The 18,157-nt window shown below is 63.6% G+C and carries 18 protein-coding genes; 12 read left to right on the forward strand and 6 right to left on the reverse strand.

What is annotated here, in order from left to right:
* Nucleotides 1-306: 306 nt before the first annotated feature.
* From cyoD to cyoA, 4 genes are read right to left on the reverse strand one after another with little or no spacing between them, the layout of a single operon-like run.
* Nucleotides 307-735: a cytochrome o ubiquinol oxidase subunit IV gene (gene cyoD / locus NKH78_RS06000; RefSeq protein ID WP_352736877.1), complete on the reverse strand. Its 429-nt coding sequence runs from the start codon at nt 733-735 to the stop codon at nt 307-309.
* Nucleotides 732-1,370 (reverse strand): cytochrome o ubiquinol oxidase subunit III, encoded by a 639-nt coding sequence (gene cyoC / locus NKH78_RS06005; protein ID WP_352736875.1) that lies wholly within the window; start codon nt 1,368-1,370, stop codon nt 732-734. Before cyoC ends, cyoD begins: the two co-directional genes overlap by 4 nt.
* Nucleotides 1,367-3,373, reverse strand: a complete 2,007-nt coding sequence (gene cyoB, locus NKH78_RS06010) for a cytochrome o ubiquinol oxidase subunit I (RefSeq protein ID WP_352882295.1) — start codon at nt 3,371-3,373, stop codon at nt 1,367-1,369. The genes cyoC and cyoB overlap by 4 nt, the downstream gene beginning before the upstream one ends.
* Nucleotides 3,374-3,375: 2 nt before the next feature.
* Entirely contained in the window at nt 3,376-4,299 is a 924-nt protein-coding gene (gene cyoA, locus NKH78_RS06015) for a ubiquinol oxidase subunit II (RefSeq protein ID WP_352507028.1), read from the reverse strand.
* A gap of 633 nt (nt 4,300-4,932) precedes the next feature.
* On the opposite strand from cyoA, the gene NKH78_RS06020 reads away from it, so the two are divergent.
* From NKH78_RS06020 to NKH78_RS06075, 12 genes are all read left to right on the forward strand, one after another.
* Nucleotides 4,933-6,075, forward strand: coding sequence for an extracellular solute-binding protein (locus NKH78_RS06020; RefSeq protein WP_352686285.1), 1,143 nt, complete (start codon nt 4,933-4,935; stop codon nt 6,073-6,075).
* Nucleotides 6,075-6,926 (forward strand): IclR family transcriptional regulator, encoded by an 852-nt coding sequence (locus tag NKH78_RS06025; protein ID WP_352507026.1) that lies wholly within the window; start codon nt 6,075-6,077, stop codon nt 6,924-6,926. The genes NKH78_RS06020 and NKH78_RS06025 overlap by 1 nt, the downstream gene beginning before the upstream one ends.
* A gap of 23 nt (nt 6,927-6,949) precedes the next feature.
* Nucleotides 6,950-7,981 (forward strand): sugar ABC transporter substrate-binding protein, encoded by a 1,032-nt coding sequence (locus NKH78_RS06030; RefSeq protein ID WP_352507025.1) that lies wholly within the window; start codon nt 6,950-6,952, stop codon nt 7,979-7,981.
* Nucleotides 7,982-8,122: 141 nt separating this feature from the next.
* A complete protein-coding gene (locus NKH78_RS06035; protein WP_352736873.1) occupies nt 8,123-9,106 on the forward strand; it encodes an ABC transporter permease in 984 nt (327 codons plus the stop codon).
* Entirely contained in the window at nt 9,096-10,628 is a 1,533-nt protein-coding gene (locus NKH78_RS06040; protein WP_352507023.1) for a sugar ABC transporter ATP-binding protein, read from the forward strand. Before NKH78_RS06035 ends, NKH78_RS06040 begins: the two co-directional genes overlap by 11 nt.
* Nucleotides 10,629-10,658: 30 nt before the next feature.
* Nucleotides 10,659-11,654: an ABC transporter permease gene (locus NKH78_RS06045; RefSeq protein ID WP_352736872.1), complete on the forward strand. Its 996-nt coding sequence runs from the start codon at nt 10,659-10,661 to the stop codon at nt 11,652-11,654.
* A gap of 1 nt (nt 11,655) precedes the next feature.
* Nucleotides 11,656-12,441: an SDR family NAD(P)-dependent oxidoreductase gene (locus NKH78_RS06050; RefSeq protein WP_352507021.1), complete on the forward strand. Its 786-nt coding sequence runs from the start codon at nt 11,656-11,658 to the stop codon at nt 12,439-12,441.
* 17 nt (nt 12,442-12,458) lie between these two features.
* The gene (locus NKH78_RS06055) at nt 12,459-13,664 is read left to right on the forward strand and encodes a CaiB/BaiF CoA transferase family protein (RefSeq protein ID WP_352507020.1); all 1,206 of its coding nucleotides are present in this window, start codon (nt 12,459-12,461) and stop codon (nt 13,662-13,664) included.
* A gap of 2 nt (nt 13,665-13,666) precedes the next feature.
* Nucleotides 13,667-14,452 carry an enoyl-CoA hydratase/isomerase family protein gene (locus NKH78_RS06060; RefSeq protein ID WP_352686292.1) on the forward strand — a complete coding sequence of 262 codons (786 nt, stop codon included), beginning with the start codon at nt 13,667-13,669 and terminating at the stop codon, nt 14,450-14,452.
* The gene (locus tag NKH78_RS06065; RefSeq protein ID WP_352882298.1) at nt 14,449-15,048 is read left to right on the forward strand and encodes a CoA-transferase; all 600 of its coding nucleotides are present in this window, start codon (nt 14,449-14,451) and stop codon (nt 15,046-15,048) included. The genes NKH78_RS06060 and NKH78_RS06065 overlap by 4 nt, the downstream gene beginning before the upstream one ends.
* Nucleotides 15,049-15,317: 269 nt before the next feature.
* Complete coding sequence (locus tag NKH78_RS06070; protein ID WP_352882541.1) at nt 15,318-16,223, forward strand: CoA-transferase; 906 nt, start codon at nt 15,318-15,320, stop codon at nt 16,221-16,223.
* A gap of 11 nt (nt 16,224-16,234) precedes the next feature.
* Nucleotides 16,235-17,068: an SMP-30/gluconolactonase/LRE family protein gene (locus NKH78_RS06075; protein WP_352736868.1), complete on the forward strand. Its 834-nt coding sequence runs from the start codon at nt 16,235-16,237 to the stop codon at nt 17,066-17,068.
* Between the two features lie 20 nt (nt 17,069-17,088).
* On the opposite strand, the gene NKH78_RS06080 is transcribed toward NKH78_RS06075, so the two are convergent.
* Nucleotides 17,089-17,430, reverse strand: a complete 342-nt coding sequence (locus NKH78_RS06080; protein WP_352736866.1) for an antibiotic biosynthesis monooxygenase family protein — start codon at nt 17,428-17,430, stop codon at nt 17,089-17,091.
* A gap of 169 nt (nt 17,431-17,599) precedes the next feature.
* Nucleotides 17,600-18,094, reverse strand: coding sequence for an EF-hand domain-containing protein (locus NKH78_RS06085; RefSeq protein ID WP_352476969.1), 495 nt, complete (start codon nt 18,092-18,094; stop codon nt 17,600-17,602).
* Nucleotides 18,095-18,157: the final 63 nt, after the last annotated feature.

The following is an 18,157-nucleotide window of genomic DNA, read 5'->3' on the forward strand; positions in this document are numbered from 1 at the left end:
GCCCTTCGTCCATTGCCGAGCCCATTGCCGTTTCCGCGGCAATGCGTCCGAACCAAAAAACCCGTTGGCGCGGCGAATGTTCCGGCCAACGGCCGGCTGCGGGTTTGACCGGGTGGCTGCCCGGAGCTTCTTTCGGTCGACGTCGAGACGCTGCGTCCCGGCGAGAAGGCCGCCGTGGACGACGTGCTGAAGGAGGCCGCCCCACACGTCCTGGGAGACGCCGACCTCGTCGGCACATTCGAACGGGCTTGAGACCGGAGTTCGCTGTCGCATGAACTGCGGCCGATGGCCGGAATAATCGCTAAATCAGCGGTTCATGTTCATGATCGCGTTCATCGGCATCAAGTTGTGGTCGAGATTGGCCATGATCCAGATCGAGCCGCCGATCACCAGAACTACGATCAGCACGCCGAAGGCAAGCGCCAGGGCGTTGTTGGTGTTGTCCGGTCCCGTCGTGATATGCAGGAAGAAGACGAGATGCACGCCCATCTGGGCGATCGCCAGCACGACCAGCGCCACCGGAACGCCGGGTGCCCATATCAGGTCGGTCCCGTGCAACCAGAACGAGGCGATGGTCAGCAGCGTTGCCAGCCCGAGGCCGATCACATAGCCACGTAGCCCGGATCCGACGTCGGTGTCGCCGAGGTATTCGTCACCCGGCGCCGTATCGATGTCGTAGCGCTCCAGGCCATGGGTGTCGCGCCGTTGCGCGTGGCGATCATCCGCATTGCTCATCGACTTGCTCCCAGGAGATAGACCACGGTGAACAGCGCGACCCAGATGATGTCGAGGGCGTGCCAGAACAGGCTGAAGCACATGAAACGCCGAAGAATATCGTCGCGGAATCCCTTGGCGAAGATCTGCGCCATCATCGTGAGCAGCCACAGCAGCCCCGCCGTGACGTGAAGGCCATGGCATCCCACCAGCGTGAAGAACGCCGACAGGAAAGCGCTGCGCGTCGGTCCGGCACCACTGGCAACCATATGCACGAACTCGCGCAACTCGAGCAGGATGAAGGTGGCGCCGAGCACGAAGGTGACAGTCATCGCGACATAGAACCAGGCGCTTCGCCGCGCTGTCACGGCAAGGCCGGCAAGACCGCAGGTAAAGCTCGACAACAGCAAAGCGGCCGTCTCGATCGCGACGTTGCGCAGGTCGAACAGCTCGGCCCCGCTTGGTCCGCCCGCCGTCTTGCCCGCCAGCACGGCATAGGCCGCGAAGAAGGCGGAGAACATCACGATGTCGCTCAGAAGGAAGATCCAGAAGCCATAGCCGACGACGATCCGGATCGGGGCCGGGCCGCCGGGTGCATGGCCGTGCCCGCCATGGATACGGTAAGGGTCACGCTCTCGAACGTCTATCGCGGTCATGGCCTTGGCCCCGTGTAGGTAGCCAGTGCCTCGCGGCGCGCGCTTCGGTTGGCGCGGTCGATCCGGGCGACTTCGGCGGCAGAAATGACGTATTCGGGTTTGTCGCGCCATGCGAATACGACGAAGGTAGCGAAAGCACCGAGCGCGCCGAGTGCCACCATCCACCAGATGTGCCAGATGAGAGCGAAACCCATCACGGTCGCAAAGAAGGCGCAGATGAACCCGGTGGGACTGTTGCGCGGCATCTCGATCGGCTCGTATTCAGGCTCGTCGCGCAGGCGGTTTTGCTCGCGTGCCCGCTGCTTGATGCTCCAGTAGGGCTCTTCGCCCTCGACGTGCGGAAGCGCGGCGAAGTTGAAGACCGGCGGCGGCGAGGGCGTGGCCCATTCCAGCGAGCGCCCGTCCCAGGGATCCCCTGTGGAATCTCGAAGCGCCGCACGCTGCCGGATGCTGACGACGAGCTGTATGATCTGCGCGACCACGCCGGCGGTGGTGATGATCATGCCGGCGCCCGCAACCAGCACCCAGGGATACCAGGCCGGCACGTCGAAATGCTGCATGCGGCGGGTCATGCCGAGCAGGCCGACGGCGTAGAGCGGCACGAAGGTGGCGTAGAACCCGATCAGCGTCAGCCAGAAGGCCAGCTTGCCCCAGCCCTCGTGCAGCCGGAAACCGAATGCCTTGGGAAACCAGTAGGTATATCCCGCGAAGGCGCCGAACAGCACGCCGCCGATGATGACGTTGTGGAAATGCGCCACCAGGAACAGGCTGTTGTGGAGCAGGAAATCGGCCGGCGGCACCGCCAGCAACACGCCCGTCATGCCGCCGATGACGAACGTCACCATGAAGCCCAGCGACCACAGCATTGGGGTCGCGAAGCGGACGCGGCCACCATACATGGTGAACATCCAGTTGTAGATCTTCACGCCGGTACCGACAGCGATGATGCTGGTGGCGATGCCGAACGCAGCGTTGACGTCGGCGCCGGCGCCCATCGTGAAGAAGTGGTGCAGCCACACCATGAAGGAAACGATGCAGATGAAGAGTGTCGCGGCCACCATCGAGCGGTAGCCGAACAGCGGCTTGCTGGAGAAGGTGGAGATGACCTCCGAGAAGATGCCGAACGCCGGCAGGACGAGGATGTAAACCTCGGGATGGCCCCAGGCCCAGATCAGGTTCACGAACATCAGCATGTTGCCGCCGGCTTCGTTGGTGAAGAAATGAAAGCCGAAATAGCGGTCGAGCGTCAGCATCGCGAGCGTGGCTGTGAGGATCGGGAACGCGGCGACGATGAGCAGGCTGGCGGCGAGCGAAGTCCAGCAGAACATCGACATCCTGAGATAACTCATGCCGGGCGCCCGCATCTTCAGGATCGTGGTGACGAAATTGATGCCGGTGAGCAGCGTTCCGACACCCGCTATCTGCACCGCCCACAGATAGTAATCGACACCGACGCCCGGCGAGTAGGCGGTCTCGCTGAGCGGCGGATAGGGCAGCCATCCGGTGCGCGCAAACTCGCCGATCACCAGCGAGATGTTGACCAGCAGCGCGCCGGTGGCGGTGAGCCACAAACTCACCGAGTTGAGCGTTGGAAAGGCAACGTCGCGGACGCCGAGCTGCAGCGGCACGACCAGGTTCATCAGGCCGATGACGAACGGCATCGCCCCGAAAAAGATCATGATGGTACCGTGGGCCGAAAAGACCTGATTGAAGTGGTCGGGCGGCAGATAGCCGGGCGCCTGGAACGCGAGGGCCTGCTGGGACCGCATCATGACGGCGTCGCTGAAGCCGCGCAGCAACATCAGCAGCGCCAGCAGCACGTACATCACGCCAATCCGCTTGTGATCGACGCTGGTGATCCATTCGCGCCACAGATAGGGAAAATGGCCGGCCAGGAAGACCCAGGCCAGCACGCCGAGGATTGCCAGGGCGACGACCGCCGAGGCGATCATCGGCAGAGGCTGATCGAACGGAATGACGTCCCAGCTCAATTTTCCGAGCATTGTCAGCCTCCTGTCTTGGACGATACGCTCGGCTCGGCGCGACCGGCCTGGGGACCGGGCGCGGGCGGAACGCCCTGCGTCGCGATTTCATGGAAAAGGTCCGGCTCGACCGAGCGATAGGTCGAAGGCGGCACGTTGATGCTCTGTCTGGCTAGTTCCTGGTAGCTGACCTTGTCGAGTGCCTGTCCCTGGCTTCGCGCCGAATTGACGAACGCGTCGAAGGCATCCGCTGCGACGGCATGCAGCACGAATTGCATGCCTGGAAAACCGTCGCCGCTGAAATGGGCCGACCGCCCATAGAATTCGCCGGGCTGATCCGCCTGCAGGTGAAGCTGCGTCGTCATGCCGTTCATCGTATAGATCATGCCGCCGAGCTGAGGCACGAAGAACGCATTCATGACGCTTGCCGAGGTGAGCGAGAAATGCACCGGCCTGCCCGCCGGCACCACAAGCTGGTTGATGCTCGCGACATTCTGCTCGGGGTAGATGAACAGCCATTTCCAGTCGAGCGAGACGACCTGCACCTCGAGCGGCTTTTGCTGGGAATCCAGCGGCTTTATTGGATCGAGGTCATGCGACCCGATCCAGATGATGCCGCTCAAAAACAGGATGACGAGGATGGGGATCGACCAGACCACCAGTTCGATGCGCCCGGAATAGGCCCATCCCGGCAGGTACTGCGCCCTTGTGTTGGTTTCCCGGAACCACCAGGCAAAACCGAGTGTCGCCAGGATCGTCGGGATGACGATGGCCAGCATGATGGCGACCGAATTGAGCAGGATCGTCCGCTGCGCGGCGCCGACTGGTCCTTGCGGGTCGAGTACGCCGCCCTGGCAGCCGGCAAGCAGCGCGGCCAGCAGCATCGTCGCGCCGACGCGGCCAACACGGATGGCCGCACAATTTCGAACGATCGCCCTCAGCAACATGAGATCTCGCCGTGTCCTGAAAACCGATTGAACGTTGCAGGCAGCGTGGCTGCCAACCCCGAATGTGCGCGCCGGTGTGCTCCTGGCGACAGTTTCTTCACGCACGGGGCCCCGGCTCGCAGAACCACATGCGGCGGATGTCATCGTTAAGCGGTCGACCTGTCGAGAACCCCTCCAAATCCTAAAAACCAGCGGCAAATCCCAAGCAACCAGAGCCAAATCCTAAGAAAACCAGAACCAAATCCCTAAGAAACCAGAAACAGTATCCAGATCGAAGTTATCGCCAGAAACGTGGCGAATGCCAAGGCGGCAAACCGATTCATGGCCGCGCCCATGGTTGGTCCATTTAGTCCGCTCCCTGCGACGTGGCTGCTGAATCCAGTGATGCTGCTCTGGAGGGCTGCGCCAACCGAACGAATGTTCGTCGCGAAAGTTCCCAAAAACCTAGATCCACCGCAGCCTTTGGTTGCAGCGCAGAGCAGCAACGCGATGCGAACCAGGGGCGGCTGGGCGGCTTTCTGCCAAACCGGAAGGAGTTCGGCTTTGCGTATGTAAAAACTACTTGTGTAGGTGAAAATAGTTGCTACTAATCAGCTGGGCCGGCGCATGGGCGGCTCTGGGAGGAATTTCGGCATGACAAGACTGCGCGGCCTCGCGTGGGATCACCGACGCTGCTGGGGTCCGCTCGAGGCCAGCATCGGGCCGTATTGCGCCGCCAATCCCGGTCTTGAGATCGAATGGGACCGCCGCAGCCTCTATGAGTTCGGCGAGGGCGCGCTTGGTCCGGTGCTCGGCGCCTATGATCTTGTCGTGTTCGATCATCCGTTCATCGGCGATATTGCCGAAGGCGGGCTGATGGTGCCGTTCGATTTGTCGGCTGAGCAGCGCCGCGGCTTCGAACGGGATTCGGTCGGCGCATCCTGGCAATCCTACGCGAGGGACGGGCGCCAATGGGCGTTGCCAATCGATGCTGCCTGCCAGGTTGCCTCGTATCGCCCTGATCTACTGGAGCGCTACGGTTCGTTGCCGCACAGCCATGATGACGTGCTGGAGCTCGGCCGGCGCGCCTTGAAGGACGGCAAATGGCTTGGGCTGCCGTTGGTGCCGACTGACGCCATGTGCCTGCTTTTGACGCTGGGTGAGCCCCGCGAAGACGGCGACGAGTTCATTGCTGGGGAAAAAATCGAGCAGGCCGTCGGGCAGTTGCGCCAGCTTGCGGCGCTGTCGCACCCGAACTCGCCGAAATGGAACCCGATCCGCTGCTACGATCATATGATCGCGCATGACGACGTGGTCTACGTGCCGTTCGCCTTCGGCTATGTGAACTACGCCTCCAGGGCAGACAGGCCGTATCTGCGCTTCGCCGACGTGCCGACACCGCGATCCGCCGGCGCCTTGCTCGGCGGTGCCGGCATCGGCGTCAGCGCTCAATCGAAACACAAGCAGGCAGCCATCGATTACGCGCTGTTTCTGTGCTCGCCCGGCTATCAGCGCGGCGACTACGTGAAATCCGGCGGACAGCCGGGATCGCTGGCGGCGTGGCAGGATGCCGAGGTCAACGCTCTCTCAGGCGGCTTCTTCGCCTCGACGCTGGCGACGATCGAAGCTTCCTATCTGCGCCCGACCCATCCGGGCTTCATCAGCTTCTTCCGCCAATGCGCCCCTCACGCCGCGGCGGCCATCACCGGCGAATTGCCGGCGGCGGAGCTCGCGGACCGGCTGAACCGGCTCTATCGCGAGACCAGGCATGGCCAGCCGCAACGGAGCGTCGCGTAATGGCCACCGATATTGCCCAGATCGTCGACGAAGGCGAAAGCGGCCGCAACGGCTACCGCGTGCCCGCTGTGGAGAAGGCGCTCGACATACTGGAATTCATGGCTGCCAGCGGCGAGCCGCTGACCCAGACCGAGATCGCCACCGGAATGGGGCGCTCCATTCACGAGATCTACCGCATCCTGCTGCTGCTGGAGAAGCGCGGCTACATTTTCCGGACGCAATCGGACCGCTTCCGCCTGTCGCTGAAGCTGTTCGAACTGGCGCATATGCATCCCCCGGTGAACCGCCTGGTCGAATGCGCGCTGCCGGTGATGCGCGGCCTGGCCGCCAATGCCGACCAGAGCTGCCATCTGGTCGTCCGCGAAGGCGAGAGCGCACTGGTCGTGCTGCAGATCGATTCGCCTTTGCCGATGCGTTATTCGGTTGCCCTTGGCTCGCATTTCCCGATCCTCGAAACGAGTTCCGGCGCGGTGCTGCTGGCGCATTCTGGCCGCGCCGAGCGCGACCGCATCGTCGAGCGGATCGTCGCTGCAGGCGAAGGCCAAGGCAGCCGGGCGGAAATCGAAGCGCGGCTGAACGAAGTCGCAAGGCTCGGCTATGAAATGCGCGCCTCGCTGGCTGTCGAGGGCTGCATCAACATCTCGACGCCGGTGCGCGACCATACCGGCGCAGTCATTGCCGCGCTCACCGTCCCGTTCCTGCCGCAAAAGGCCGCGCGCTTCGATCGCAGCACCGTCTTTGAGCGGACTAAGGCGGCGGCCGAGACGATATCGGCGGCGATGGGCGCGGGCGAAGCTGCCGCCTCTTCACGTGCCGACCCGGAACGGCGGGACTATCCGTTCAGCAACTGACAAGAAATACAGGGAGAAGAAACATGAACTGGTCCAAATCGATGCTGTTTGCCTCGGCGGCCGTGCTGGCTCTGAGCGGCGCCGCGGCACAGGCCGAAAACATGCCGAAGCGCATCGGCTACGTCACCAACTACGCCACGCATGAGTGGTATCAGAACGTCATCAAGGGTATGCAGGCCCGCGCCAAGGAACTCGGTATCGAGCTCGAGGTGCAGGACGCCAATCTGGACGTCGCCAAGGAGGTCTCCGCCGCCGAAGATTTCATGGCCAAGGGCGTCGACGTCCTGATCATCACGCCCGTCAACGAGGAAGGCGTCGTGCCGCTGCTGCGCCAGGCGAAATCCAACAACGTTCCGGTCGTGCTCGAAGGCAATCCGGTTAAGGGCATGACCACAATGGTCGCGATCTGCGACTACGACACCGGCTACACCGCCGGCGTCGAAGCCGGCAAATACGCCAAGGAAAAGCTCGAAGGCAAAGCCAAGGTGATGAATGTCGGCCTGCCGCTGCTGTCCGCCACCGTCCTGCGGTCGCAGGGTTTCATGGACGGCCTGAAGACCATCATCCCCGACGCGGTCATGGTCCACGACCTCGACGGCGGCGGCAATCCCGATCGCGCACTCGAAGTCTCTTCGGCGGCTCTTGCCAAGAATGCCGACATCAACATCATCTACGGCATCAACGATTCCTCCTCGCTCGGCGGCCTTCAGGCCTGGAAAGCGGCCGGCAAGCCGCAGGACGGCCTGTTGACTGTCGGCACCGGTGGCGAAGGCCTCGCCTTCATCAATGCGATGCAGAACGAGCCGTCCTACCGGATCGAGGCCGCGATGTTCCCGGAAAAGGAAGGCTACACCGCCATCGATGCAGCGGTTAAGCTCTTCAACGGCGAAGAGGTGCCGGAACACATCGTCAGCCCGACCGCGCCGATGAACGGTGACGCCTGGAAGAAGTTCTACGACTACGATGGCACCACACGCAAAATCAAATGGGATGCCGTCAATTCGCTTCAGCCACCGGAAAAATGCATGAAAACTTCCGCCGATCTGAAGAAGTAAGGATTCCGGGTAGCCCTTCCCGCACGGCGGGAAGGGCAGCGGATCGGATATGCCGACGGAAAAACAGGGCAACCGTCCTGTTTTGGCCCGCAGGTTTCCAAACGGCGACGGCACCGATACGGGCCCGGAAATGAAATGGACATGAGCGAGCTTACGCAATCCTCTGCGCCAAGGCGTTTCATCGGCGGCCAGCTGCTGGGCAGCAGCCAGCTGGTGCTCGGCGTGATCCTGGCCGTGCTCTGCATCGCCATGTCGATTGCGGCGCCGCAATTCTATTCCGAGGCCAACATCATCGCCATCCTGCGCCAATGCGCGCTGGTGCTGATCGTTGCCTCCGGCATGACGATGCTGATCATCACCGCGGAAGTCGACCTGTCGGTCGGTGCATCGCTGGCTTTTGTCGGCTGTATCGGCATGGCCGTGCTCAATTCAACACACAGCCTGACGCTCGGCCTGCTGGCGGCACTCGCCTTTTCAGGCGCGGTCGGCCTGTTCAACGGGCTGGTCGTCACCATGCTCAAGGTGAACTCGCTGATCGCCACCATCGGCACCATGATGATGCTGCAGGGCGGCGTCTATCTGTTCACCCGCGAGGCGGTGCAGAACCACCACCGACTTGCCGGCTTCACCGATCTCGGCGCCGGCTATATCGGCGCGATCCCGCTGCCCGTGGTCGTTGCCGCGGTGATTTTCGCGCTGGCCGCGGCAACGCTGCGCTTCACCACGCTCGGCCGTTATCTCTACGCTGTCGGCGCCAACGAGCGCGCGGTTCGTCTCTCCGGCGTGCGCTCGCAACGCTTAAAACTCTTCGCCTTCGTCGTCACCGGCCTCTGCGTCGGCATTGCCGGCATGATCCTGTCGTCGCTGATGAATGCCGGCCAGCCGACCGCCGGCCGCGGCTTCGAGCTGACGGTGATTGCCGCCGTCATCCTCGGCGGCACCAGCCTGCTTGGCGGCCGCGGCTCGCTGCTTGGCACGTTGCTGGGCGTGCTGGTGCTGAAGGTCATCGACAACGGCATCATCATCCTCGGCTGGAACCAGGATCTGCAGCTGGTGGTGCCCGGAATCGTCATCATCCTGGCGACCTATCTCGACATCGTGCGGAACAGAGCCAATGTCGGTTGATTTCCTTCACCCCGCCGAAACCGTGGCTGTCGATAAAAGCGTGCCGGCGCTGGAGATGCGCGGCATCGGCAAGCGCTTTCCCGGCGTGGTGGCGCTGGATAACGTCGATCTGACCCTGGAACCCGGCAAGATCCATGCATTGATGGGCGAGAACGGCGCCGGCAAGTCGACGCTGATCAAGATCATGGCCGGGGTCTACGGCAAGGATGCCGGCACCATTCGCCTGCGCGGCCGCGAGGCCGACATCAAGTCGCCGCGCGACAGCCTGAAAGAGGGCATCAAGGTGGTGTTCCAGGAGATCGCGCTGATCGCCGAATTCAGCGTCGCCGAGAACATCTTCCTCGAAGGCTATCCGACCGGCAAAGGCGGGTCGATCGACTGGAAGAAGATCCGTGCCGATGCGGCCGCCCTGTTCAAGCGTATCGGCTTCAACGTCGACCCGGCGGCGCGCACGGGATCGCTGCCGGTCAGCCAGCAGCAGATGGTCGAGATCGCCCGCGCACTCGCCCATGAAGCACGCGTCGTGGTGATGGACGAGCCGACCTCCTCGCTGACGCCGAACGAGGTCTCGCTGCTGTTCACCGTCATTCGCCGGCTCGCCGCGCTCGGCATCGCCGTGCTCTATGTCAGCCACAAGCTCGACGAGGTCTTCGAGATCGCCGACACCGTGACCGTATTGCGCGACGGCCGCCACGTCTCGACCAGGCCGATCGGCGAGCACACCAACGATACGCTGATCCAGGACATGATCGGCCGGCGCATCGAAAACCTGTTCCCGCGCAAGCGCGGTGCACCAGGCAGCAAGGTCGCCCTTTCCGTGCAAGGACTTAGCACGGCTAAGAAGCTGAAGGACGTGTCGTTCGAAGCGCATGCCGGCGAAGTCCTCGGCTTCTTCGGCTTGATGGGGGCGGGTCGGACCGAGCTCGCCAAGGCGATTGTCGGCTTCGATCCGATCACCTCCGGCACTATTTCGGTCGATGGCAGCCCGCTGCTGCCGCACGACACGCACACCGGCGTCCGGCTCGGCATCGGCCTGCTCACCGAAGACCGCAAGAGCGAAGGGCTGATGGGCGAGCTGCCGGTCTACCAGAACGCCAGCCTCGCCTCGCTCGGTGCCTTCGCCAGGATGGGCTTCGTCGATAAGGCAAGCGAACGCAAAGCGGTGCAGGACTATGTCGACCGTTTCCGCATCAGGACGCCCAGCTTGTTCCAGCAGGTCAAGAACCTGTCGGGCGGCAATCAGCAGAAAGTGCTGATCTCGCGCTGGCTGATGCGCGGTCTCAAGGTGATCGTCGTCGACGAACCGACCCGCGGCATCGACGTCGGCGCCAAGTCGGAGATTTTTGCGCTCATCGACCGGCTCGCCGGCGAAGGCCTGGCGGTCGTCATGATGACGTCCGAAATGCCCGAGCTGCTGGGGCTTGCCGACCGCATCGCGGTGATGTGCGAAGGCCGCCTCACCGCTATCATGTCCCGCGACGAGGCCACGCAGGAGAACATCCTCAATGCGGCGATCGGCTAAGACGATGACGCCTCGGAACGGGACCAAGTGATGAGCCTGGCAGGCACCGACACGATGAAAGCTGGGCCGTCCATGCTGGCGCGGCTCGTCGCACGGCAGGAAGTGGCATTGCTCCTCTGCCTCATCCTGGTGATCGCGTTCTTTTCCTTCACCGCCGAGAATTTCTTCTCTGTGCGCAACATCACCAATGTGCTCGGTCAGGCTTCGCTAGCACTGACAGCCGGCATAGGCTGCGCCATCGTCTTCATCTCCGGCGAGGTCGACATCTCGATCGGGTCGCTGCTGGCGACCATCGCGCTGCCGCTGATCATCATCATGAACGACACCAACTCGCTTGTGCTCGGCATCAGCGGTGCGCTGCTGTTCGGGCTGATCATCGGCGTCGTGAATGGTTATCTGACGGCCTATGCCGGCATCAACTCGCTGATCGTGACCCTGGGCACGATGTTCATCATGCGCGGCGGTGTCTACCTCTACACCGGCCAGCGCGCCATCCCCGACGATGCAGCGCTCGACAGCTTCATCGCGCTGTCGGACGGTCGCCTGTTCAACGTCGTTCCCTATTCGGCTGTCATTGCCCTCGTTCTGCTCGCCGTCTTCGCCTACGTGATGCAGCACCGGCCGTTCGGGCGGCAGATCTATGCCGTCGGCGGCAATCCGGAAGCAGCGCGGCTGGCAGGCTACGACGTGCGCCGCGTCAAGTTCATCTGCTTCATCATCAGCGCGCTGCTGGCAACGGTAGCCGGCATTATCCTGGCCGCCCGCGTCGGCTCGGCGCAGCATACGGCTGGGCTGAATTTCGAGTTCCAGGTCGTCGCCGCCACCGTGCTCGGCGGGGTGAGCCTTGCCGGCGGCATCGGCAGCCTGACCGGCATGGCGCTCGGCGTGTTGATCCTGCAGTTCCTGTCCAACGGGCTGCGCGGGCTCGGCCTGCCGACCGAATGGCAATTGGTCATCACCGGCATGATCATCATTGCCGCCGTCGCTTTCGACGAAGCGAAGCGCCGGCGCGCCATTGGAGTCTGACATGGATCGTCTCAAAGGGAAAACCGCAATCGTCACCGGCGCCGCCGACGGCATCGGCCATGCGATCAGCGAGGCAATGGCGCGTGAGGGCGCGCACGTCTTCCTCGGCGACATCGATGATGAGAAGGGCGAAAAATTCGCAGCCGAGCTGCGCGCCGCCGGCCACCGCGCTGACTACATCCATTGCGACGTGGCGGAGGAGGCCGACATCGCCGCCCTGGTAGACGGCGCCGTCGGCAAAACCGGCCATCTCGACATTCTGGTCAACAATGCCGCCATCGCCATCGGCGGCATGCCGGTCCATGAGATGACCGACGAGCAGTGGCACCGGCTGATCGCAGTCAACCTGACCAGCGTGTTCCGCGGCTGCAAATATGCGCTGCCGCATATGATCGCGCAGAAATCGGGCTCGATCATCAACATGGCCTCGGCGCAAGGTCATATCGGGCTCGACGGCTGGACCGCCTATGCCGGCGCCAAAGGTGCGGTGATGGCGATGACGCGTCAGATGGCGGTCGAGTTCGGCCCGCTCAACATCCGCGTCAACTCGATCTCGCCCGGAACCATCAACACGCCGATGAACGACAAACTGATCAAGGAGATCGGCGGCAATCTCGCCAAGGCCTGGGTGAAAATGCATCCGCTCGGTCGCATCGGCAAACCGTCCGAAGTGGCAGAAGCCGCCGTCTATCTCGCCTCCGACGCCGCCGGCTTCACCACCGGTACCGACCTGCGCGTCGACGGCGGCCTCACCGCGGCACCCCGCTACGTACCCGACCTGCTTTGACAACCAATGAGACAAAAATGAACAAGGCCCTCGAAGGCGTCCGCATCCTCGATTTCAGCCATCTGCTGCAGGGGCCGTTCGCCACGCAGCTGCTCGGCGACATGGGCGCCGACGTCATCAAGATCGAGCGTTCAGGCGCCGGCGACATGTTCCGCGGCATGACCTTCTTCGCCAAATGGGTCGGCGGCTCCGAAAGCCCGAATTTCCTCGCTTGGAACCGCAACAAGCGCTCCATCGCGCTCAACCTGAAAAGCCGCAAGGTGCATGCCATCATCATGGACATGGCTGAGAAGGCCGATGTGGTGGTGCAGAATTTCCGCCCCGGCGTGCTCGCCAGGCTCGGCTATGGCTACGAGGATTTCAGGGCGGTCAATCCCGCCATCATCTATTGCTCGGGTTCCGGCTATGGCGAGGAGGGCCCCTACGTTGAGCGCCCCGGCCAGGACATGCTGATCCAGGGATTGTCCGGGCTGATCTCCAACACCGGCCGCGGCGATCAGGCTCCTGTTCCGGCCGGTGCCGGCCTGGCCGACCAGATCGGCGCCATGAACATGGTCTACGGCATCCTGTCGGCGCTCTACTATCGCGAGAAGACCGGCAAGGGCCAGAAGATCGAGGTCAATCTGCTCGCCGGCATGCTGGCGCATCTCAATCAGGAATATGTCGCCGTGCTCAATCTCGGTGAGGATTTCGTGCGCCCGAATTCCGGCATCGGCCACCCCGGCATGCAGGCGCCGTTCGGTGTCTATGAAGCGAAGGACGGCGGCTATGTGTCGATCGCCATGAGCCCGTTCAAGACGCTGTACGAAGTGCTGGAGGCGCCGCAGCTTGCCGTCTACGACGATCTGAAGACCCTGTTCGACAGGCGCGACGAGGTGTTCGACAAGGTCAACGCCGAAACCAGGAAGTTTGCCACGCAGGACCTGCTGGCGCGGCTGCTCGCAGCCGACATCTGGTGCGCCGAGGTGAAGGACATAAGGCGCGCAGCCGAGGACCCGCAGGTTAAGCACCTGGGCATGATCACCAGCTACGATCATCCGCGCGGCGGCAAGGTCAGGGTGGTCGCGCCGGCTGTCAAGATGAGCGAGACGCCGGCTACCATAGAGCGGCCGGCGCCGCTGGTCGGCCAGCATGGCCGCGAGATACTGGCCGAGTTCGGCCTCTCCAGCGGCGAGATTGCAGCGCTTGAGGCGTCCGGCGATATGACCGTGGATGCTGCCTGACGATGAGCGTTTACCAGACACTCAGCTTGGAAATATCCGGGCGCGTCGCAGTCGTCACCTTCCGGCGCGCCGATCAGCTCAACGCCATGAACCGGCTGATGCAAAGCGAGATCACCGAGGTTTTCGAGGCGCTGTCGCAGGATGACGGCGTCGGCGCGATCGTAGTGACCGGCGAGGGGCGCGGCTTCATGGCCGGCGCCGACATCAAGGAATACGCTGCCCAGACAGCTATCGAGTTCGACGCCTTCCAGGCCGCCGGCACGCGCATGTATGCGGCAGTCGAGAACAACCGCAAGCCGGTCATCGCCGCGGTCAACGGCTTTGCGCTCGGCGGCGGCATGGAGCTGGTGCTGTGCTGCGACATCGTCATCGCCAACCAGTTCGCGAAGCTCGGCCTGCCCGAGATCAAGCTCGGGCTGGTCCCGGGCGGCGGCGGCACGCAGCGCAGCGTCCAGAAGCTCGGCCGCAACCGCTCCAACCTTTTGCTGATGACCGGCGCCATCGTGCCGGCTTCCGAGCTCGTCGCCGCCGGGCTGGTCAACGAGGTCGTCGACGCCGAAAAGCTGATGCCACGGGCGCTGGAACTCGCCGGCATGATAGCCGCCGAACCGGCTGCCGCGATCGAGGCATTGAAGGCGCTGACGGCGCACGCCGTGTCGGGCGACTTGGCGGAAGGCCTTGCCATGGAGCGCGACGTACTGGGCGGGCTTTATCGTAGCGAGACCGGCCAGCAGCGGGTGAAGGCGTTCGCCGAAAAAAGCGCCGCGCGGGCGAAGGCTGGGCAATGACGTCCCTGGTCAAGCAAAACCGGCCGCGCTTCACCGATGTCGAGGGCCTGGCCGCGATGGTCGGCGGCGGCGACGTCTTCGGTGTCGGTGGCCATCATTTTGCCCGGCTGCCGATCGCCCTGCTGCGGGCCATCGCCCGCTTGGGCGTCAAGGATCTTCGCTATGTCTGCTGGGCCGGCGGCCTGCCGCTCGAACTGCTTCTCGAAGCGAATGCCGTGGCGGCGGTCGATATCTGCTTTTCCAGCCTCGATATTTTTGGCTTGCCGCCGCGCTTCCGCGCGGCCGCCGAGACCAATGCCGTGCCGGTCCGCGACTGGACGGCGCTGGCTATGATCCAGGCGCTGCGGGCGGGGCAGCAGAACCTGCCGTCGATGCCGTTCAGCTTCCGGAGGGTTCGGACATGCTGGCGCGCGTGCCGGGTGCGATCGCCGCGCCCGATCCGATCGCGGGAATTACGACCGGGATCATCCCGGCCTTGCGGCTCGATACGTTCGTCGTCCATGCCCAGCGTGCCGACGAGAGCGGCAATGTCCAGATCATCGGACCACGGGCGCTGGATTTCGCCATGGCCGGCGCGGCGCGCCAGGTGCTGGTGACGGTCGAGGAGATCGTCCCGGTCGGAGCGCTGCGGCATGATGGTCGGCAGAGCATTTTGACCCGCAACCGGGTGTCGGCGATCGCGCTGGCAGCAGGCGGCGCCTATCCCGCCTCCTGCCTGCCATTCTATGTGACGGATTATCAAGCGTTGGCGGGGGCGTTCGCGGCCAAGGAAATACCTTTGTCGGACAGCCTGGGCATGCCTTCGGAAGGCGTGCCGGAGCGGGTTCAAGATGCTGCAAAAGTCGGCGCTGAAACAGTCCTCGCAATGCCCAGGCTCGTGCACGGCAACAAGGAGGCGTCCATCGACGAGATCATCGCCGCCCGCATCGCCGCTGAGCTCGACAATGAGAGCTTTGCCAGTGCCGGCGCGGTGTCGCCGCTCGCCAATGTCGCCTACCGGCTGGCCAAAGCGACGCACGCGCCGGACATGATCATCGCTACCATGAGTTGCGGTCATCTCGACATAGCACCGAGCCCGATGATCCTGTCGCTGATCGAAAGCCTCGATTGCGAGACGGCGGTGGCGCATGCCGGCGGCGACGACACCTATTCGACCTACTATCAGGCCGGCGCGGTGACGCATGAGATCGTCGGTGCCGCGCAGGTCGACCGCCGTGGGCGCGTCAACACCATTGCGCTGCGCAAGCGTGACGGCAGCCTTATCCGGCTGCCCGGGCAAGGCGGCATGGCCGACGTCGCCAACATGCATCGCGATTATCTGCTCTACGTCCCCCGCCATTCCGTGCAGTCGCTGGTCGAGACGGTCGAGATTGCCAGCTCGGCGCGCGGCCTGTTGACTGAGGCCGAACGCGAGCCGATGGGCTATCGGACCGGCGCGGCATTGGTGTTCACCGACCTTTGCGTGTTTCGGCTCGACGGGGAGAGCCGGCAATTGGCCGTCATCGAAACCAGGCCGGGCGTGACGCGCCAGCAGCTCCAGGATGCCACCGGCTTTGCCCTGACATTCGATGCCGATTGCCGCGAACTTGCGCTACCCTCGAACGAGACGCTCGACATCCTGCGAAACCGCATCGACCCGCTCGGTCTGCGGCGCCTCGAATTCGTCAGCGCGAGGGAGCGCAGCGCCCTGATCGCCGAGATCCTCGCCACCGACCGGCGGATGGTCGAGCGCTGCATCGCCGCACAGCGGTCGCATACTGCACCGGATTGAAGGGGGTGCGCATGGCAAAGCCGTTGCTCGAAATGTCGGCCGCGAGGGTCTTCTTCGATGGCATCTTCACCAGCCCGCGCGTCGCGCATCCGGAAGGCGTGGCGATCCATCGCGACGGCTCGATCTGGTGCGGCACCGAAACCGGCGACCTGCTGCGCTTGGCCGCCGATGGCGGCTCGGTCGAACGCATGGGCGGCACGGAAGGCTTTCTGCTTGGCATCGCGTTCGATAGCGCAGGCAACTGCTTTGCTTGCGATCTCAGACATGCGGCGGTCTTTCGCTGGGATGCCGCGGTGGCCGAGATGCAACGCTTCGCTTCGGCCGGCATCCGCGTGCCGAATTATCCGATCGTCGACGAGGCGCGCGGCTGGCTCTATGTCTCCGATAGCCTCGGCGAAGACAACCGTTCCGGTATCTTCCGCTATGATCTGAAGACCGGCGAAGGCGGCCTGTGGTGCCGCGAGGCCATGGCCTTCGCCAACGGCATGGCGTTGGCGCCGGATGGCAATGGGCTTTACGTCGTGGAAAGCCACGCGGCCTGCGTCAGCTATGTGCCGATCCGTGCCGACGGCACGGCAGGACCTCGCCAGCTCGTCGTGGACGGCGTGAACAACGTCCCCGATGGCGTCGCCGTGGCGCCGGACGGTTCGCTGTTCATCTCGTGCTACGAGCCGAGCCGCATCTATCGCTGGCGACAGAATAGCGGGCTCGAGGTGCTGATCGAGGATCCGGCGGCAACCACGCTCGCCCATCCCACCAACATCGCCTTCAAGGGCGACAAGCTCTACACCGCAAATCTCGGCCGCTGGCACATTACCGAAATCGACTTGACGGCGATTCCATAGATCTGGGCAGCGGCGCCGCCCTATGCCAGGCGGCCATGACTGGAGCGGATGCGCAGCACCTGCACCCTCGACGGCAGCTCGATCAGGAACTCTTCGTCACGCTCCAGATGGTGGATCCTCGTCGGATCGCCGCCGGTGAACGCCGCCATCGCTTCGACATTTTCCCAATAGGAGATCGTCACGAATTCCGAATGGCTCGGCGTGTCCTCGCGAAAGGTCTGCACGCCAAGTGCCTTCTCGATCAGCGGCTTGATGCCGGCTTCGTAATTGTAACTCTCGTAGGCATCCGCCTTTTCAGGCACGGTTCTGCCGCGCCAGATACGGGCGATGGTCGGAGTTTTCTCCGTAATTTTCTCTGTCATGGCAACGAATCCCTGCTGGTCTGATTGGTCCGCCGGCGTTCGAAGGCCAGCCAAGGAACGGATCTCCCTGGCTGGCAGCCTGGTATCCCATTGCCAGCGACTTTTCATCTTCCCCGGCCGACATAGGTGGCGCTGCCCGGATAGGCCTCCTTGCCGACCGGTGGGAGACTTACTCCTGATCCTCGGCGCCGCCTCCGTGAAAGAAGGACCGGATTTCCTGCATGTCGACGCTGCCGTCACCGTCCTCATCGACGGCGTTGAATATCCGCCCGACGAAATCCTGGACTTCGGTCTGGGAAAGCGCGCCATCGCCGTCCGCATCGACTATGGCGAACATCATTCGCATCCTCGCGCCATGCATCCCGCGTCCCATGCCGCCGCGGCCTCCCGTCTCCCAATCTCGGTCAGGCGGGCCCATCCTGTAGTCGTGATGCCAGCGGTCGCGACCGCGCCGTTCCGCCCGGGGCGCGCGATCCTCTTGCATTCTCTCCTCCAGCATCTCGGTCATCATCTGGCGCATCATATCGCGCATGGCATCCTGGCTCTGCCCGCTCATTCCGGGCGCCGGAGCTGCGGGCGCGGGCGGGCTCGTCTGGCCGAATGCCGGCGCGGCCAACATAGCCAGCGCCGCGGCAACTACAGTGGTTTTGCTTGCGAGCGTCATCGTAATCTCCATCGGTATGAATTGGTGGCTGCTGCATCCAAGCCAAACCGGCTGCTCGCCTCA

The sequence above is a fragment of the Mesorhizobium sp. M0910 genome (assembly GCF_040319465.1).
In the GTDB taxonomy this organism is placed as follows: domain Bacteria; phylum Pseudomonadota; class Alphaproteobacteria; order Rhizobiales; family Rhizobiaceae; genus Mesorhizobium.